The following is a 16,111-nucleotide window of genomic DNA, read 5'->3' as shown; positions in this document are numbered from 1 at the left end:
TTTCGCATGTTTGAAATTGCACTGATTGCACTCATCTGCCTCTTCAGCATCTCCATTCTGTGGTACACACTCAAGACAGGCATCCCACCCATGCCAAGTTCAGGGAGAGTCTGCCGCGTTATACTGGAGGCAAGCGAAAAAGCTGCAGAGGGCCCGATCATTGATCTTGGTTCCGGCTGGGGAGGTCTACTGTTTGCATTGGCAAGAAAATATCCCGACCGCCCGGTGATTGGTTATGAGCTTTCATGGTTGCCGTGGATCTACTCTCAGGCCTATAGCGTTATCTTCCGACTGAAAAATGTACGCATCTACCGGCAGAACTTTTTAACTACGCAGCTGCCTGATGCCACCCTGCTCATCTGCTACCTTCACCCCAAAGGCATGCAGGCATTGCAGAAAAAACTCTCATCTGATGGGCAAAAACTTAATACCCTGCTGATCAGCAACACCTTTGCTCTGCCAGAAAACCAGCCAGTAGAGACTCTCCGAATCGATGACCTCTACCGCACACCGATCTATATTTACAGGTTATCCAATCCTTAAACTTGAGAGCGATCAGCCGGGCCAGTCAAACATCAGACGAACACGGAAGGTTCGCCCCTTTAATTTACCTTCGCTTAATTTATTGAGCGCAACCTTCACAACATCACGACTGACAGCCACATAGGCCCAGTTATCAAGAATATGGATCTTACCGACCTGTTTGCCTGTGATGCCACCTTCACCGGTCAAAGCACCGAGAATATCACCGGGACGCAGCTTCTGTTTTTTTCCGCCACCAATCTGCAGCGTGGCCATGGCCGGTTTCGCCGGTTTGTTATCCAGCACACTCAGCGGCGGCAGCGCCTCACTGCTGATGGGCCGTTTGATGTAATCACTAAGCATGGTCAGCTTGTAGTCACTGCCATTATGCAGGGTGAAGGAGACCCCACTGCTGCCTGCCCTGCCTGTGCGGCCAATCCTGTGCACATAGGTTTCAGGTTCATGGGGAAGCTGAAAATTGATCACAGCATCCAGCGCATCGATATCCAGCCCCCGTGCTGCCACATCGGTAGCGACAAGAATGGCGGTGCTACGGTTGGCAAAACGCACCATGGTCTGGTCACGGTCCCGCTGCTCAAGATCACCGTTAAGGGCTAAAGCACTAAAACCATGGGAGACCAGCTCATCAGCGATATCCTGAGTCTCCCGTTTGGTATTGCAGAAGATCACGCAGGATTCAGGCCTGTGCTCCAGCAGTAGCAGGCGCAGTGCAGTCATGGAGTCCTTAAAATCACCGGTCTGATAAAAGTGTTGTGAAATCGTGCTGCTATCGTGTGTGGACTCCACCTGCACCATCACCGGCTTGATCATGATTCGATTAGAGATGGCTTTGATCTTATCCGGGAAGGTAGCACTGAACAGCAGTGTCTGGCGCTGCTTGGGAATCTGGGCCACGATGGCATCGACCGAGGCCTGAAAACCCATCTCCAGCATGCGATCAGCTTCATCAAGTACCAGCGCTGTCACCCGATCCAGCTTCAGCGTACCGCGCCCGAGATGATCTTCGATGCGGCCGGGGGTGCCAACAATAATATGAGCCCCATACTCCAGTGAACCGATCTGAGGGCCGAACGGCATGCCACCGCAGAGGGTGAGCACTTTGATGTTCGCAACCGTGCGTGCCAGCCTGCGAATCTCTTTAGAGACCTGATCGGCCAGCTCGCGTGTAGGGCACAGTACCAGCGACTGCACATGCAGCCGTTTCACATCCAGCCTGTTCAGAAGCCCAAGGCCGAATGCAGCAGTTTTACCCGAGCCGGTTTTGCCCTGCCCGATCACATCCCTGCCCGCCAAAATATGTGGCAGACTCTCTGCCTGAATCGGCGTCATTTGATCATAACCAAGAGAAGAGAGGTTCTGCAGCAGATCGGCTTGCATGTTTAGTGTTGAAAAAGGTGCGTTGCTCAATGGATTATCCTGTATGGTTCAATGTCGGGTATAAAAAATAAATCAACCCAGCCGCGTACTATAGCTGCTGTGGCTCATGATTGAGAGTTAATTCATGTTAACCGTTGATAGGATGCGATGATGCAACCTCTATTTTGACCAGCTAAAGTTCTCTATGGCTGGTTTTTCCGCTGCTTTTTCAGCCGTTTTTTTCGGCGTTTTGTCGGGTCGGTATTTCAGCTGCACGCCCTTGATGAAATTGCGCAAGATCTGATCTTTGCAGACTCGAAAATGTCTGTTGTCCGGCTTGCGAAACAGCGCACTCAGCTCTGGTTTGGTAATGGGGAAACCCGCCAGCGCCAACAGCTCCAGAACACCTTCATCTTTCAGATTCAGCGCGATCCTTAGTTTTCTGAAGATAATATTATTATTCAGCCGCAGATCCGGCTTGGGCTGCAGCCCCTCTTTTTTACCGCGCCTGTCATTAATCAAACCATCGAGAAATAGCGCCAGTTCACTCTCACTGCACTCGACAAAAGCGGGATCATCATCCTTCTTTAACCAGGCACTGATCTGCTCACGCGAAACCTTCAGATCGGCCTGCCCAAACAGGGCCATCATCTTTGAATCGTCAAAGTCGAAGGCGTAGCGGATTCGGCGCAGGATATCGTTATTGGTCATCGGTAATACTCCTCAATGCTCTGCATGGAGCGGCCGTAATGGTAGTTGATCTGCTCCAGTGTGTAACGATGCTCAGTTGCTACAGGGCAGGACAGGCGGGAGAGGCACTGCTTTTTGCAGCTGGACTCTTCCTGCAGGCGATAATCGACACAGCGCTGCAAGGAGAACTTGCTGTCGGCCAAAGCATCCGCTGGACAAGCTGTTATACACGCCTTGTCGCTACAGCTAAGGCATGGCGAACCGAGCGCTACGTTTATAGTCGGATTAAGATCCGTGTCTGCTAATACTGCCACCCTATAGGCGAACCATGAACCCCATGTCTGATTGATACCGATGCGAAACGGGGAGGCATGATGCCATCCAGCCAGCCCTCCCAGCGCCTGCAGCGGCACAATGCGCTGTGAAGCCGGATAGATAATCTCATATGCTGCTTCAGGGTGAGTTTCAGCCAGCCACTGCGCTACCCGATCAACCGAAAAGCAATCGATTGGATCAGTTGCACCCCTGAATTCAGAAGCTTGAACCGACTCCCACATCTCTCTGCCACCGTGGCCGATAAGAATCAGCTGACTGTAATTGGTATAACCGGCCACCTGCTCGGCAAGCGTCGCCTGCATCGCTTCCGGAAGCTCGCAAAGGTTAAACACCGCCTGCATGTTCAAACCATTGGCATTCAGCAGATCAAAGTTCGCGGCAATTTCCATGAAGCCAAACTAGTCAGACAACCTGAATAATTAAAGCAAACTCAAAAAGTCATGTCGCCCGTCCATGGGCTCCACCCTTCGGTCGGCTGTGTAGCCGTGGTTCTATTATTAACTCTATCGCGCGGTGGGACAGCACCGCTTGCTCCTGTAAAATGATGCTGAAATCGAAGTTTTCTTAACTGTTTTTAGAAAAGTGCGATATACTAGGAGTAAGAGGTGTATATGATGTCACCCATCCATGGGCTCCACCCTTCGGGCGGCTATGCAGCCGTCTCCTTTTACTGTCGTGTAAAATGATGTTTAAACATCCCGGACCATTGGCACCACTCTGCATGACTGCAGCATTCTTAGGCCCACCGGCCTGGGCAGCATGGTTTCTGATTGCGGCTTGCCTGATTGTCAGCTTTGTGATTTTCAAGCTGATAGGCCTACCCCACTGATCACTCAATTCATATCAGAGCTGTAGAAGTCAGACCGTTTACTACTTTAACAAAATGAAACAGAGGCGATGAGCCCGGTGATCAGAGTGTGGCTGCACCATAAATGGAGAGAAGAAGGACACTGGCAGCACCCAGGATAAGAATACCGAGCACTATCTTTTTGGCGATGCGATACCATGCGAATTCAGTAAGTTTTCTGCCTGTCTTATCCTGCCAGTTGGTTGCAACAACCACAGCGACAAGAATTCCAAATACGAGAAAGAGTCCAATTGCATTATTCATGGCCGCACTCTAAGCAAAAACTTATAAAAGTGGAAAGCCCGGTTGAATAATTAAAAAACAGTGAGAAACAGTTCATCCCCGCTTAAGTGTTGCCAAACTATCGTTCGCGCTTATTTCAGGGGGTATTCACATGCAGCAAACAATCAAGGTATGGGATATTCTTGTGCGCCTGTTTCACTGGTCGCTGGTACTCTTTTTTATCCTCGCCTATCTCACCGGGGAAGGTGATCTGGAGACCATGCATGCCCTGATCGGATATGCCATTGCAGCCCTGATTGGCTTCCGCCTTGTCTGGGGGATCATCGGCACAAAATATGCCCGCTTCTCCAACTTCATATGCCGCCCCTCCGAGGTCAAAGCCTATCTTAAAAGCCTGATGAGCCGACACCCCAAACACTATATCGGCCATAACCCGGCTGGCGGTCTCATGGTGATCATCATGCTGGTAGCACTATCCCTGATCACCTGGACTGGACTGGAGACCTACGCCGCTGAGGGCAAAGGTCCACTGGCCAATATATCGCTTGAGGTGAGCAGCGCCCATGCCGATGACCACCACGGCAGCTGGAACGGTGGTCGCGGCGGAGGAGAGTTCTGGGAAGAGGTGCACGAGTTCACTGTCAACCTGATGCTGATGCTGATCTTTGTGCATATTGCCGGTGTTATTATCTCCAGCCTGCTGCACGGCGAAAACCTGCCACGTGCCATGCTTACCGGCCGCAAGAAGGTTAAGGAAGATGAGGCACTCAGGTAAGTATATCCCTGTAAATCGCCGCCATCTCACTATCGAAGCAGGCCAGAACAATCTCTTTTGGTTCATCATGATTTTTCTGGAAGTTGAGAATCTCCCGAACTGCCACTCTGGCAGCTTTCTGAGCTGGATAACCAAATGCCCCGGTAGCGATGGCAGGAAAAGCGATCGACTCCATTCCCTTACTAACGGCCAGCTCCAGTGCACTCTGATAACAGCTTGCCAGCAGCTCCGGCTCACCGTAAATCCCGCCCTGCCAGACTGGCCCAACAGTATGGATCACCCATTTGGCCGGCAGATTATAACCTCGGGTTAACTTCACATCGCCGGTAATACAGCCACCTATTTTCCTGCAAGCATCCAGCAATTCAGGGCCTGCCATTCGGTGAATTGCACCATCTACTCCACCGCCTCCAAGCAGACTATTGTTGGCTGCGTTAACGATGGCATCCACTTGAAGTGTGGTAATGTCCTGCTTTACAATACGAATATCAGACATATCTCTCCCCTACACTGTACATCAATAGTCTAGACCATTTTCAGCCATTTGCGTAGTGGGCTCGAAAAAACTCCAGATTCAACTAGTTTATCGGCTCTACTTTTATTCTGGAGGAGACCATGCAACTTGCACTGAGCACATGGCAAGAGGTCGAGGCATATCTCGAACACGCTACCGGCATCATTATCCCTATCGGTTCGACCGAACAGCATGGCCCCAACGGCCTGATCGGCACCGATGCGATCTGTCCGACCCGCATTGCTGCAGGCATGGAAGAGAAGATGAATGTGCTGGTTGCCCCGACCATCAACTACGGCATGGCACAGCACCACATGGCCTTCGCCGGCACAGTAACTCTCAGGCCGTCCACACTGATTCATCTGGTTACCGATGTGATCACATCACTGCGGCAGCACGGTTTTAGCCACTTCTATTTCATCAATGGTCATGGCGGCAATATCCCGCCAGTCACCAGCGCTTTCTGTGAGGTTTATCATGCCGCAGGAAAAACTACCGGGCCCGCCCCGCGCTGCCGGCTGGCTAACTGGTGGCGCAATGATGCTATCACTGAGCTTGCAGCCAAACTCTACGGTGAGGCTGAAGGGCATCATGCCACGGTCAGTGAAGTTGCCTTAAGTTATTTCGCCCATCCGGAAGCGGTCAAAGATGTAGCCATGACGCCTGAAATAGCCCCTAATGGCGAGATCTACGATGCTGCCGATTACCGGCTTAAATTCCCTGACGGACGCATTGGTTCCAATCCTGCCCTGGCCACCGTTGCAGATGGTGAACGTTTCTACCAGCTTGCCGTCGAGGCATTAACTGCCGATTACAGAAAATTTGTTAGTGGAGACAATAATGAAATGGCTGGATGAAATCTCTTACCTTGTTCTGATCGGCATTGCCGTGCTTATGGCCCTGTTGCCATTTCAACCGGAACCGCATCTCACTGAAAAACTGAAGATGCTGGCTGATGGCACGCTCGCCAAACCTCTGGATATCTTCGATCTCTTCTGGCACCTGCTGCCCTGCATCCTGCTGATTGTGAAATTTGTACGTTCAAGGAAACAGAGCGACGCATGAGTGGTTGGGGCTGCCCGCACGAGGTTGAAGGTGAGTGTCAACGCGTGGCGGGTAAAAAGTGTGATCCCGGCATGAAGGGGTGCACCCTCTCCGGGCGTTTTAAATTCAGCAGCAGTGAGAAGAACATCTCACGCAGAGTGAGAGAGAATCCGGCTCCTTCTGAGGATCAAAAAAAGAGCAAATAGATTAGACCCTAATCAAGGGATTCCACTTCAGCCTTCTCCCGGCCCCTGATTCTGCCCCATAGGGTTTTCACCTTATCCTTAAAAACACGATAAAACGGGCGCCCCAACAGTAACAGACTGACGGCAAAGCTAACCTCGGCAGCAACCAGAAGCGCGGTAGCCGTCACTGTGATTGTAGTAGCATCGGCATCCAGCAGAAAGGGGATAAGCAGCATTAAGCCCCATAACAGCCATGAGGCCCAGAAGAGAAACAGCCCAACAGTGCGTTTGAGCCGACTCATCTTTTCACTCATGCAGGGTTAGAAGCCTTGTCGTCAACCTGCTCATGGCCGCCATCAAACCAGATTGTGCGGGTTGGGTACTCTAACCCTTCCAACGGTAGCAGGCTCTCAAGCTCAGCCACGCGATCACGACGACCATGCGTTTGCGGATGTTTGGCAATCAGGAATGAACAGATATCACAATACTCTTCGATGGAGATATCATAGGTGCCGATGCGGCGAGCCAGCGCAATAATCTCCTCCTTATCCGAGCCGATAAGCGGCGGCAGCAGCGGCAGATCAGAGGCATCATAGATGGCGTGAATATTGGCCAGCGTCTGACTGGCAACCTGACCCAGCGAATCGCCGGTCACCAGAGCCTGTGCCCTCTCCTGATGAGCGATTTTGGCCGCAGAGCGGATCATCTGACGTTTATAGATAATCATGCGATAGTCAGCCGGCACATTGGCAATGGCATGGCGCTGAAACTCTTCAAGATCGATCAGGTAGAGTTTTACCCTGCCCTGATAGATTGAGAGTTGCCGTGCCAGATCCCTGATTTTGATAAAATCGCGATTGATGGTGCTGTTATAGAGGTGAACAAGCACCACCTCCATACCGCGTTTGATCATCGTATAAGCCGCAACAGGTGAATCGATGCCGCCGGAGAAGAGCACCACACCACGCCCGGAGGAACCGACTGGCAGGCCACCAATACCGGCAATCTTACGGGTATAGATATAGGCCTCTTTCAACCCGATCTCAACACGCACGTCGATCTCAGGGTTATCAAGATTTACTGCCAGATTCAGCTGGTTCTTCAAAAAACCGCCGATCTCGAAATTCAGCTCCGGCGTTTTAATAGGAAAACGTTTATCGCTGCGTTTGGCGGTGACACGGAAGCGTCTTCCCTCCACATCAGGGCCGAAATTGGCAAGCACCGCCGCTTTGGCAGCCTCCTGCATCGCAGCAAGATCGAGATCACACGATTCGGCCACCGAGAAGTTTCGAATGCCTGGAATGAGCGCGAGCAGGTTGATCAGCTCATCAGAAACCGCTTCGACATCGGCTGTCATGCGTCCATGCTCACGGTGGATACCACCGGGTTTGATCACCGGCTGAATAACACGTTTGATATTCTTCGCCATGCGGCGCTCGAAAACGGCACGATTCTTGCCTTTGAGAGATAGTTCTCCGAGATGAAATAGTAATTTTGGCATGCCCGCAAGCCTACCCATAGATTCCCGAAGTTGCAGCGATTTGATAAGATACGCCTAAATCATATTCAAGGAGTGAGTGTGGAGATAATTACTGAGTACAACTGGCTTCTCGTAATCATCTCAGTCATGGCAGCTATCGGCTCCTCCTTTGTTGCCCTCTCTACCGTCCCCCGTATCTACTCTGCCAGTTCCGGACAACGATCTCTGGCATGGGTTGCAGCATTCGGCTTGAGTTTGGGCACCGGTATCTGGACCATGCATTTCATTGCCATTCTGGCGCTGCAGATGCCAATCCCTGTTCAGTTTGACATCACTCTTACAGCAATCTCACTACTACTTGCCATCATCGCCAGTGCCATTGCCATCGTCCCTCTCCGTTCAGGTGGTCACCTGAAAACATTTGCCCTTAAAACACTGTTTATTGGCACAATGATGGGGCTCAGTGTGGCTGGCATGCACTACACTGGCATGGCAGCACTGAGGATGAATGCGACTATGCATCACGACTCAACCATCGTGGCTCTCGCCATCGCTATCGCCATCATCGCCTCCACTGCTGCACTGCTGATCGCCAATCGCCTGCGTGATACGCGCATATTCAGCCAGATGCCCACCAAAACAGCAGCAGCCATCGTGATGGGTATTGCCGTATCAGCCATGCACTACACTGCCATGGAAGGCATGCGCTTCGTTGAACTGGCAATACCTCATCATTTTACCGAGGTTATTGACCCTCTGATCCTGGCCATATTCATTCTCATCATCGCCTTCCTGATTCAAGGTGGCATTATCATCATGGCACTGTTTGATGAGGCCTATACCATTTCAGAAGAATCGACACGGGCCATGAAACAGCGCGCTGATATCAACAAGTCTCTCTCTGAAATCTTATCCCTTGCGCTGGAAAACATGACACTTTCTGAAACCCTGCAAAAGGTTCTCGATGTTCTATTGGCCATTGAGTGGCTGGCTCTGGATAAAAAAGGCAGCATTTTCCTGGCGGACTCAAAAAGCTCATGCCTGAAAATGGTCGCAGAAAGAAACCTCGGCGATGATCTGAAACAACTCTGCGCCTCTGTTGAGTATGGCCGCTGCCTGTGTGGTTTGGCGGCAGAACGTAAGACGTTGATTTTCAAAAGTAACATCGATGCTGATCATGTCACCCGCCCTGATGACATGGAAGATCATGGTCACTACTGCGTTCCCATCCTCTCCCCTGCCGGGCTTCTGGGCGTGATTAATCTATATGTTCAACCTGATCACGTGAAAAACTCGGAAGAGACAACTTTTCTGACAGCAGTGGCTGATGCCATTGCAAACATTATTCAAAACAAACAGCTGGAATCTCAAGCTGATAAAATATTTAAAGCCATTGATCAGGCTGGTGAAGCTGTGGTCATTACCGACGTCAACGGTGTCATTGAGTACGTCAATCAGGCTTTCTGTAGCAATACAGGTTACAGTGAAGATGAGGCGATTGGCCAGAACCCCTCCATCCTCAACAGCGGCAATCAGGAGAAGGTCTTCTACGAAAAAATGTGGGCGACCATTCAATCCGGCGAGGTTTGGCAGGGTGAGATTATCGAGAAACGTAAAGATGACACCTTCTATCCCGCCATGCTGACCATCTCTCCGATTCGAAACAGCAGCGGTGAGATCACCCACTATGTCGGTATTCATGAAGACCTGAGCGAACATAAAACTCTGGAGGCGCAGTTCCGTCAGGCGCAGAAGATGGAAGCACTTGGTACGCTGGTCGGTGGCATCGCCCACGATTTCAACAACATGCTGGCTGGCATGGTCGGCAACCTGTTTATGGTCAAAAGAAAGATGAAGGGCATGCCCGAATTAACTGAGAAGATTGAGCGGGTTGAGAAGGTAAGTTTCCAGGCAGCAGAGATGATCAAACAGATGCTGATCTTTGCCCGCAACGAAGAGGTGGAGATGCATCAAATCTCATTTTCCGCCTTCATCAAAGAGGCATTCAGGCTGCACCAGATCGTTATCCCTGAAAACATCCAGATCAACAAAGAAATCACCGGGCATGATTTAATGATCAGGAGTAATCCGACCCAGCTTCAGCAGATGATCCTTAATCTCTTCGGCAATGCTGTGGATGCACTGAAACAGACGAAAGCACCCGCCATTATCCTGCATGTTGAACAGATCCATGCCGATCAAAACTTCTGCGTAAAACACAGGGATGCCAGGGTCGGAGAGTATGCACACATGATGATCTCTGATAACGGCCACGGTATCGAAAAGGAGCATCTTGAGCGCATATTTGACCCCTTCTTCACAACGAAAGAGGTCGGTAAAGGGACTGGCCTGGGCCTCTCTATGTCGATTACCATTGTCAAATCACATGATGGATTCATCGAGGTGGAGAGTGAACTCGGCATCGGAACCGCATTTCACATCTATATTCCGCTTGTAGCAGAGAAACAGATCAATGCTGAGAGTGAAACCTTAACAGATGCATCGGAGGGCCGGGGTGAACGCATTCTCGTGGTGGATGATGATGACACCCTTCGCTCCACCACTGCTGAAACCCTGGAAAGCCTTGGCTACAAAACCATAGTAGCGGAAAATGGCAGGCAGGCAGTAGAGCTCTACCATTCAAGCTCTACCGATCTTGTTCTTATGGATGTGGTCATGCCCGAGATGGGAGGGCCGGAAGCGGCACGCATTATTCTGGAGCATGATCCGAAGGCAAACATTGTCTTTGCCACCGGCTACGACAGAGCTGACTCACTGCAGGCTCTAAAGGGCATCGAAGAGATTCCGGTTCTCTCCAAGCCATTCCAGATCTCAGAGTTAAGTCGAACCATTCGGCTACTTCTGGATTAGAGCGGAATCAACCTAACCGGCCAGCTCCTCCTGTCTGGCTTCAAGCTCTTCCCAGAGCGCATAAGCAGCTTTAAGTGCACAATCCAGTTCATGCAGCCGTTTCTGATCTTTTTGAAACCCTTCGGCATCACTACTGAAATAGTCAGGCTCACAGAAACGGACTTCGATCTGACCCTTTTCATCTTCCATAGCTTCAATCTCAAGCGGCAAGCCATCAAGTTCACGCTGCTCCTTATACGAGAGCTTGGTCAGTTTTTTTACTGCTTTCGGTGTCGCCTGCAGCTGCACCCTGCTCCTCTCTTCTTCAGCCTGCTGCTGGACATTCTCAAGCTGTCGAGTTTTCCAGGCCTGATAGTCGGAGTAACCGCCCTCAATCGGGATAATCACACCATCACCTTCAAAGGCTAAAACACGTGAAGCAACCCGATCCATAAAAGCACGATCATGGGAAACCAGAATCACTGTGCCATCATAACGCGCCAGTGCCTGCTCCAACACACTCAGTGTACCGATATCAAGATCATTGGTCGGCTCATCCAGCACCAGCAGGTTGGCCGGCTCCAGCAGTAGTTTGGCCAGCATCAAACGGCCCCGCTCACCACCGGATAGTGCGGCCACGCGCGAATTCAACCGCTCTTTATCAAACAGGAAATCCTGCATATAGCTGACAATATGACGTGGTTCATGACCACCAATATGCACATAGTTGCCACCCAGCGGCAACAGCACATCCTTAATCTTTGTTTCAGGATTCAACTCGCGCATCTGGGTCAGGAATGCGGGAGCCAGACGGACGCCATGACGCACCTTGCCTGTGTCGGCATTCAACTCGCCGAGCATAATCTTGAGCAGCGTGGTTTTACCGATACCGTTGGGGCCGATCAGACCAACACGATCGCCTGCCATGATTTTATGGCTGAATTTTTCACAGATGCAGATATCACCAAAGCTGTGTGATACCTCAACCGCCTCCATCAACATCTTGCCGGGTTTAATGCCGGAGGATACGCGCAGATCAACATCACCGCCGCGCATGCGCCGGCTCGCCCGCTGCTTTCTCAAATCCTCAAGCGCCCGTGCCCGCCCCTCATTTCTTGTTCTGCGAGCCGGAATTCCCTGCCTGATCCAGCGCTCTTCACCAGCCAACAGCTTGTCGAACTTACGGTGGTTACTCTCCTCCTGCGACAGCAGTTCCGACTTTTTCTCCAGATATTCGGCATACGAGCAGGGGAAATGGGTCAGGTGACCGCGATCAAGCTCAATAATCTCTTCAGCTACAGCATCGAGGAAATAGCGATCATGGGTAATAAACAGAACCGAGCCTGGAAAGGTGGCGACAAAATCTTCCAGCCACTCAATTGATGCGATATCAAGATGGTTGGTCGGCTCATCCAGCAGCAGTACATCCGGCTCTGAGACCACAGCTCTGGCCAGTGCCACGCGGCGCAACCAGCCGCCGGAGAGTTCGCCGACATCGCGGTCAGGCTCCAGCTTCAGTTTCGAAATCGCAGTCTCAATACGGCTATGCAACTGCCATGCACCGGTTCGCTCCAGCTCACCTTGCAACTCGTCCACCCGGCGCAGCAGCGCATCGGAGCAGTCGCTCTCAAGCATTTTTAGCGTCTCATGATACTGCTCAAGTGTTCGGGCTACATCGCCAAGCCCCTCGGCGACAACATGGAAGACAGTGAAGCCAGCATCGAAATGGGGAGCCTGTGGCAGATAGGCCACGCGAGTACCCGAACGCAGCGTCACGTCACCGTGATCAGGTTCAACGATACCTGCCATAATCTTAAGCAGGGTCGATTTACCCTCTCCATTGCGACCGATCAAACCGGTGCGCACACCGCGTCCGATGCTCAGGCTGATATCATCGAGCAGCACCTGTGATCCGAAAGCTTTATCGAGATGGTTAAGGGTCATGATTGGCATGGCCGCATCATAACCCTGAACGCAGAAAAAAACGCCCTGCAAATGCAGGGCGTCTCTTTGCTGACCTGAGCCTTACTTTTTTACCGGTCAATTAACGATTACGGCACTCACCTTTGCCCCTTGGACCATCACCGGAACGCTTGCCTTTGCCCTTACGCTCCATCTTCATCTGAGTGGCTTTTTCACGCTGTTCAGGAGTCAGCATGGCATGCACCTCTGCACGCACTTCACTGCGGTGTACTACCATCTGTTTCACCAGTTCAGCTTTCTCATTGGCAAGTGTAGCCACCTTTTGGGCGTAATCTTTGGCTGATGGGTCAAGTTTATGCAGCGCATCACGATTCTTCTGCATCGCTTCATGAATGGCCTGACCTTCGCCGCGCCCCTGCTCATGAATCTGTTTGAACTGATCACGCTGAGCATCTGTCAGACTCAGTTTCTCAGCCATTCTCTCAGCACGCCGATCCATATTGCGTTCGCCATCCGGGCCACCGAATGCGTAGGCCATGTTGGCACCTGTAATAAATAGCGCTGATGCAACAACAAAGAACAGTGCTGTTTTCAGACCACTATCCTGTTTCAATACTTTCTGCTCGTTCATAATCAACTCCTTGCGTTAAAACTATGCGCTATCCGGCGCAGATCGAATTATGAACCTTTCTATGCAACGTTGGGTCGGGCTTACGCAAAGAGCATGCAAATCAATGTAAAGGAATCGTAAAAGCAGCTTCCCGATGCTCTTTTTTATGGCAATATGGCGATATGGCTATTCTGATGATCGATGACGATGTTGAGTTGTGCGAACTGATGCAGCGTTTCCTTGCCGGTGAAGGCTTTGAAGTCACCTGTGCCCACGATGGCAACAGCGGCCTTGAACAGGTCAGGGCAAACGATTTTGAGCTTCTGATTCTCGATATCATGATGCCGGGTAAAAACGGCATGGATGTGCTGCGTGAGTTGCGCGGTTTCAGCACCGTGCCGGTGATTATGCTCACCGGCCGGGGCGAGGAGATGGATCGCATTATCGGTCTGGAACTCGGCGCAGACGACTACCTGCCAAAGCCATGCAATCCGCGTGAACTTGCAGCCAGAATCCGGGCCATACTGCGCAGAACCGAGCAGCAACCCGAACCCAAGAGCAGTTCAACCCATCATTTTGGTAACATCGAATGGCAACCACAATCGCGTACTATTTCCGAGTCCGGCGTTGCACTGGATCTGACCGCCACCGAGTACAATATCCTCGTAGCCTTGATGGAGAAGGCTGGTGAAGTGGTCTCAAAACAGGATCTGAGCAAGATCGCCCTGAGTAAACATTATGGGCCATTCGACCGCACACTCGATGTTCATATCGGCCATCTGCGTAAAAAACTTACACCGTTGGCCAATGACGAACCACGCATCAAAACCGTACGTAGTGTCGGCTGGCTGTTTGTCCCCGTTGAATAGGAGCTAGAGCATGCGCCTGTTCTGGAAGGTATTCCTGTTGCTGGTGGCAACACTGATTTTAACCGCTGCCATCTCCGGCTGGCTAAGTCAGAAATGGCTTGCGGAAAACCAGCAGATCGAAAAGCAGCTGCAAACCATGGCGGCACTCGGTGAAACAGCAGCCGGTCTCTATCATGAGGGGGGCATGAATGCCTACCGGCAGTGGCATCGCCATGCTATGAGGGATCAGCGTATGCATGGTGGCCTGCTGGATAGCGAGGGAAATTCACTACACAGGCGCCCGCTACCACCTGAGTTGCGTGGACTTGTTGATCAAGTCACAACTCAGAACAGACGCATAACCCTGATTGATCCTCCCCGGCTGGCTGTAGCTATACCTCTGACCTACCAGTCACAACACTACTTCTGGGTGGCTGCCATGCGCCTGCCACCGCAAAGCATGCGACAGAGCAGTCGTCAGGCAGTACTCATGCGCATCACTATTGCCCTGATCGCTATCATTCTCATCAGCTGGCTGCTTACGCGCATGTTCACCCGGCCGATCCGCACGCTTCAACAAACCACCGAACAGCTTGGTGCAGGCTCGTTAAATGCGCGAACAGATCCATCCGTGGCCTCACGTAGGGATGAGTTGGGTGCGTTGGCAGGCAGTATTGATAAAATGGCCTCGCAGCTTGAGTCACTGCTCGGCAGCCACAAGCAGCTGCTACGCGATATCTCCCACGAACTGCGTTCACCACTGGCGCGACTGCAGGTGGGACTCGAGCTGGCAAGAAATGCCGCCGGAGACAGCGCACAAGAGGAGCTTAACCGCATTGAGAAAGAGGCCAACCTGCTCAATGAACTGATTGGCGAAGTATTAACGCTGGCCCGCATCGAACAGGGCGCGGTTGAAATACAACAGCAACCACTGCATCTGGATAAGATCATAGATGAGATCATTGCCGATGCGGCATTCGAAGCTCAGGCGCATAACAAATCCATATCTCTAACAGAGAAAGTGACCTGCCAGATCTCGGGCGACCGCTTATGGATGACACGTGCGCTGGATAATGTGATTCGCAATGCGATCAGACATACACCTGCCGAAAGTTGTGTTGAGGTCGCTCTAAAAAGATCTGAAGGCCTGATAAAGATTGAGATTCGCGATTTTGGTGATGGTGCGGATGATCTACTGCTGAGCAGGCTGTTTGAGCCGTTTGTACGTGGCTCAGAGGCGCGTGAGCGTCATGCCGGAGGCACAGGCCACGGACTGGGGCTGGCCATTGCCAAACATGCGGTTGAGCTGCACGGTGGCAATATCAGAGCAGCTAATCATAGAGAGGGTGGGCTTCTCGTAACGATTACCCTGCCCTGTTTGGATCATTGAGAAGATTCAGCCGTGGCCAATTGGCAGCCCTGCTGCTCTGTAGACATACGACCAGAAACAGGACTCGCGCACAAAGTAGTGTGTATGTTGATGGTAGCGAACCAGAAGTCCGCCAGAGTATGAGTGTACAATAAAGTTCAGATTGCCTGAGAATCGATCTGCGATTTTTTTAGCCCGGATGCCGTCCATCATGCACCTCCTGATTAGCCTGAATCTCAACAGGACTTATTTGCCCTGCTTCTTCCTATACTCATATCTATCGCATAATTTGTGCCACTGTTTACACACAACAAATACAGGGCTGGCAATCACCGCAAACCTGAATGGCGGACTTTTTTTCCTATAAAAAGGAGTTAAGTGACATTTCGTGTTGGTTTTTTCCTCCTTTTTTGTGCCAAATGTTCCGCCACTAAAACCTGTTTTCGTTTTTGTGTAAGTCCTCTATGCCGATGCACGAGTTCCTTGAGGCGGCTGTTC

At 51.4% G+C, this 16,111-nt stretch carries 18 protein-coding genes; 8 read left to right on the top strand and 10 right to left on the bottom strand.

What is annotated here, in order from left to right; all coding sequences use genetic code 11:
• Positions 1–6 precede the first annotated feature (6 nt).
• Positions 7–543: a hypothetical protein gene (locus F3F96_RS10850; protein WP_176963298.1), complete on the top strand. Its 537-nt coding sequence runs from the start codon at positions 7–9 to the stop codon at positions 541–543.
• A 12-nt stretch (positions 544–555) separates the two neighbouring features.
• On the opposite strand, the gene dbpA is transcribed toward F3F96_RS10850, so the two are convergent.
• From dbpA to F3F96_RS10830, 4 genes are all read right to left on the bottom strand, one after another.
• A complete protein-coding gene (dbpA, locus tag F3F96_RS10845; protein ID WP_176963297.1) occupies positions 556–1,950 on the bottom strand; it encodes an ATP-dependent RNA helicase DbpA in 1,395 nt (464 codons plus the stop codon).
• A gap of 129 nt (positions 1,951–2,079) precedes the next feature.
• The gene (locus F3F96_RS10840) at positions 2,080–2,610 is read right to left on the bottom strand and encodes a DUF1456 family protein (protein WP_176963296.1); all 531 of its coding nucleotides are present in this window, start codon (positions 2,608–2,610) and stop codon (positions 2,080–2,082) included.
• A complete protein-coding gene (locus tag F3F96_RS10835) occupies positions 2,607–3,314 on the bottom strand; it encodes a hypothetical protein (protein ID WP_176963295.1) in 708 nt (235 codons plus the stop codon). The genes F3F96_RS10840 and F3F96_RS10835 overlap by 4 nt, the downstream gene beginning before the upstream one ends.
• 521 nt (positions 3,315–3,835) lie before the next feature.
• Positions 3,836–4,036, bottom strand: a complete 201-nt coding sequence (locus F3F96_RS10830) for a hypothetical protein (RefSeq protein ID WP_176963294.1) — start codon at positions 4,034–4,036, stop codon at positions 3,836–3,838.
• 130 nt (positions 4,037–4,166) lie between these two features.
• Here F3F96_RS10830 and F3F96_RS10825 point away from each other — a divergent pair, with 130 nt between their 5' ends.
• Positions 4,167–4,790 carry a cytochrome b/b6 domain-containing protein gene (locus F3F96_RS10825; protein ID WP_176963293.1) on the top strand — a complete coding sequence of 208 codons (624 nt, stop codon included), beginning with the start codon at positions 4,167–4,169 and terminating at the stop codon, positions 4,788–4,790.
• Here the strand turns inward: F3F96_RS10825 and F3F96_RS10820 are convergent.
• Positions 4,783–5,286: an O-acetyl-ADP-ribose deacetylase gene (locus F3F96_RS10820; RefSeq protein ID WP_176963292.1), complete on the bottom strand. Its 504-nt coding sequence runs from the start codon at positions 5,284–5,286 to the stop codon at positions 4,783–4,785. The two genes, F3F96_RS10825 and F3F96_RS10820, sit on opposite strands and share 8 nt — an antisense overlap.
• Before the next feature lie 119 nt (positions 5,287–5,405).
• On the opposite strand from F3F96_RS10820, the gene F3F96_RS10815 reads away from it, so the two are divergent.
• The 3 genes from F3F96_RS10815 to F3F96_RS10805 are packed head-to-tail and all read left to right on the top strand — an operon-like array spanning position 5,406 to position 6,554.
• Positions 5,406–6,161 carry a creatininase family protein gene (locus tag F3F96_RS10815; RefSeq protein WP_176963291.1) on the top strand — a complete coding sequence of 252 codons (756 nt, stop codon included), beginning with the start codon at positions 5,406–5,408 and terminating at the stop codon, positions 6,159–6,161.
• A complete protein-coding gene (locus F3F96_RS10810; RefSeq protein WP_176963290.1) occupies positions 6,145–6,369 on the top strand; it encodes a hypothetical protein in 225 nt (74 codons plus the stop codon). The genes F3F96_RS10815 and F3F96_RS10810 overlap by 17 nt, the downstream gene beginning before the upstream one ends.
• Positions 6,366–6,554: a hypothetical protein gene (locus tag F3F96_RS10805; RefSeq protein WP_176963289.1), complete on the top strand. Its 189-nt coding sequence runs from the start codon at positions 6,366–6,368 to the stop codon at positions 6,552–6,554. Before F3F96_RS10810 ends, F3F96_RS10805 begins: the two co-directional genes overlap by 4 nt.
• An 8-nt stretch (positions 6,555–6,562) precedes the next feature.
• Here the strand turns inward: F3F96_RS10805 and F3F96_RS10800 are convergent, their stop codons facing one another.
• Entirely contained in the window at positions 6,563–6,835 is a 273-nt protein-coding gene (locus F3F96_RS10800; RefSeq protein WP_176963288.1) for a hypothetical protein, read from the bottom strand.
• Positions 6,836–6,843: 8 nt separating this feature from the next.
• Entirely contained in the window at positions 6,844–8,034 is a 1,191-nt protein-coding gene (thiI, locus tag F3F96_RS10795; protein ID WP_176963287.1) for a tRNA uracil 4-sulfurtransferase ThiI, read from the bottom strand.
• A 78-nt stretch (positions 8,035–8,112) separates the two neighbouring features.
• Here thiI and F3F96_RS10790 point away from each other — a divergent pair, with 78 nt between their 5' ends.
• Complete coding sequence (locus F3F96_RS10790) at positions 8,113–10,884, top strand: MHYT domain-containing protein (protein ID WP_176963286.1); 2,772 nt, start codon at positions 8,113–8,115, stop codon at positions 10,882–10,884.
• 12 nt (positions 10,885–10,896) lie between these two features.
• Here F3F96_RS10790 and F3F96_RS10785 read toward each other — a convergent pair whose 3' ends face one another.
• Positions 10,897–12,807, bottom strand: a complete 1,911-nt coding sequence (locus F3F96_RS10785) for an ATP-binding cassette domain-containing protein (RefSeq protein ID WP_176963351.1) — start codon at positions 12,805–12,807, stop codon at positions 10,897–10,899.
• A gap of 100 nt (positions 12,808–12,907) precedes the next feature.
• On the bottom strand, positions 12,908–13,417 hold the full coding sequence (locus F3F96_RS10780) for a Spy/CpxP family protein refolding chaperone (protein ID WP_176963285.1): 510 nt from the start codon (positions 13,415–13,417) through the stop codon (positions 12,908–12,910).
• Positions 13,418–13,578: 161 nt separating this feature from the next.
• Here F3F96_RS10780 and F3F96_RS10775 point away from each other — a divergent pair, with 161 nt between their 5' ends.
• Entirely contained in the window at positions 13,579–14,265 is a 687-nt protein-coding gene (locus F3F96_RS10775) for a response regulator transcription factor (protein WP_176963284.1), read from the top strand.
• Positions 14,266–14,275: 10 nt separating this feature from the next.
• Positions 14,276–15,634, top strand: coding sequence for an ATP-binding protein (locus tag F3F96_RS10770; RefSeq protein ID WP_176963283.1), 1,359 nt, complete (start codon positions 14,276–14,278; stop codon positions 15,632–15,634).
• 6 nt (positions 15,635–15,640) lie between these two features.
• On the opposite strand, the gene F3F96_RS10765 is transcribed toward F3F96_RS10770, so the two are convergent.
• Positions 15,641–15,826, bottom strand: coding sequence for a hypothetical protein (locus tag F3F96_RS10765; RefSeq protein ID WP_176963282.1), 186 nt, complete (start codon positions 15,824–15,826; stop codon positions 15,641–15,643).
• Positions 15,827–16,111: the final 285 nt, after the last annotated feature.

This window comes from Mariprofundus sp. NF (genome assembly GCF_013387455.1).
Classification (GTDB): domain Bacteria; phylum Pseudomonadota; class Zetaproteobacteria; order Mariprofundales; family Mariprofundaceae; genus Mariprofundus.
This window is presented reverse-complemented; position numbering and strand designations above follow the sequence as displayed.

What these genes read in the sequence shown, in the direction of transcription:
- F3F96_RS10765 (WP_176963282.1), bottom strand. Translation starts at nt 15,826, where the DNA reads ATGATGGACGGCATCCGGGCTAAAAAAATCGCAGATCGATTCTCAGGC.
- F3F96_RS10830 (WP_176963294.1), bottom strand. Translation starts at nt 4,036, where the DNA reads ATGAATAATGCAATTGGACTCTTTCTCGTATTTGGAATTCTTGTCGCT.
- F3F96_RS10770 (WP_176963283.1), top strand. Translation starts at nt 14,276, where the DNA reads ATGCGCCTGTTCTGGAAGGTATTCCTGTTGCTGGTGGCAACACTGATT.
- F3F96_RS10820 (WP_176963292.1), bottom strand. Translation starts at nt 5,286, where the DNA reads ATGTCTGATATTCGTATTGTAAAGCAGGACATTACCACACTTCAAGTG.
- F3F96_RS10825 (WP_176963293.1), top strand. Translation starts at nt 4,167, where the DNA reads ATGCAGCAAACAATCAAGGTATGGGATATTCTTGTGCGCCTGTTTCAC.
- thiI (WP_176963287.1), bottom strand. Translation starts at nt 8,034, where the DNA reads ATGCCAAAATTACTATTTCATCTCGGAGAACTATCTCTCAAAGGCAAG.
- F3F96_RS10805 (WP_176963289.1), top strand. Translation starts at nt 6,366, where the DNA reads ATGAGTGGTTGGGGCTGCCCGCACGAGGTTGAAGGTGAGTGTCAACGC.
- F3F96_RS10800 (WP_176963288.1), bottom strand. Translation starts at nt 6,835, where the DNA reads ATGAGTCGGCTCAAACGCACTGTTGGGCTGTTTCTCTTCTGGGCCTCA.
- F3F96_RS10835 (WP_176963295.1), bottom strand. Translation starts at nt 3,314, where the DNA reads ATGGAAATTGCCGCGAACTTTGATCTGCTGAATGCCAATGGTTTGAAC.
- F3F96_RS10840 (WP_176963296.1), bottom strand. Translation starts at nt 2,610, where the DNA reads ATGACCAATAACGATATCCTGCGCCGAATCCGCTACGCCTTCGACTTT.
- F3F96_RS10780 (WP_176963285.1), bottom strand. Translation starts at nt 13,417, where the DNA reads ATGAACGAGCAGAAAGTATTGAAACAGGATAGTGGTCTGAAAACAGCA.
- F3F96_RS10815 (WP_176963291.1), top strand. Translation starts at nt 5,406, where the DNA reads ATGCAACTTGCACTGAGCACATGGCAAGAGGTCGAGGCATATCTCGAA.
- F3F96_RS10810 (WP_176963290.1), top strand. Translation starts at nt 6,145, where the DNA reads ATGAAATGGCTGGATGAAATCTCTTACCTTGTTCTGATCGGCATTGCC.
- F3F96_RS10775 (WP_176963284.1), top strand. Translation starts at nt 13,579, where the DNA reads ATGGCTATTCTGATGATCGATGACGATGTTGAGTTGTGCGAACTGATG.
- F3F96_RS10785 (WP_176963351.1), bottom strand. Translation starts at nt 12,807, where the DNA reads ATGACCCTTAACCATCTCGATAAAGCTTTCGGATCACAGGTGCTGCTC.
- F3F96_RS10850 (WP_176963298.1), top strand. Translation starts at nt 7, where the DNA reads ATGTTTGAAATTGCACTGATTGCACTCATCTGCCTCTTCAGCATCTCC.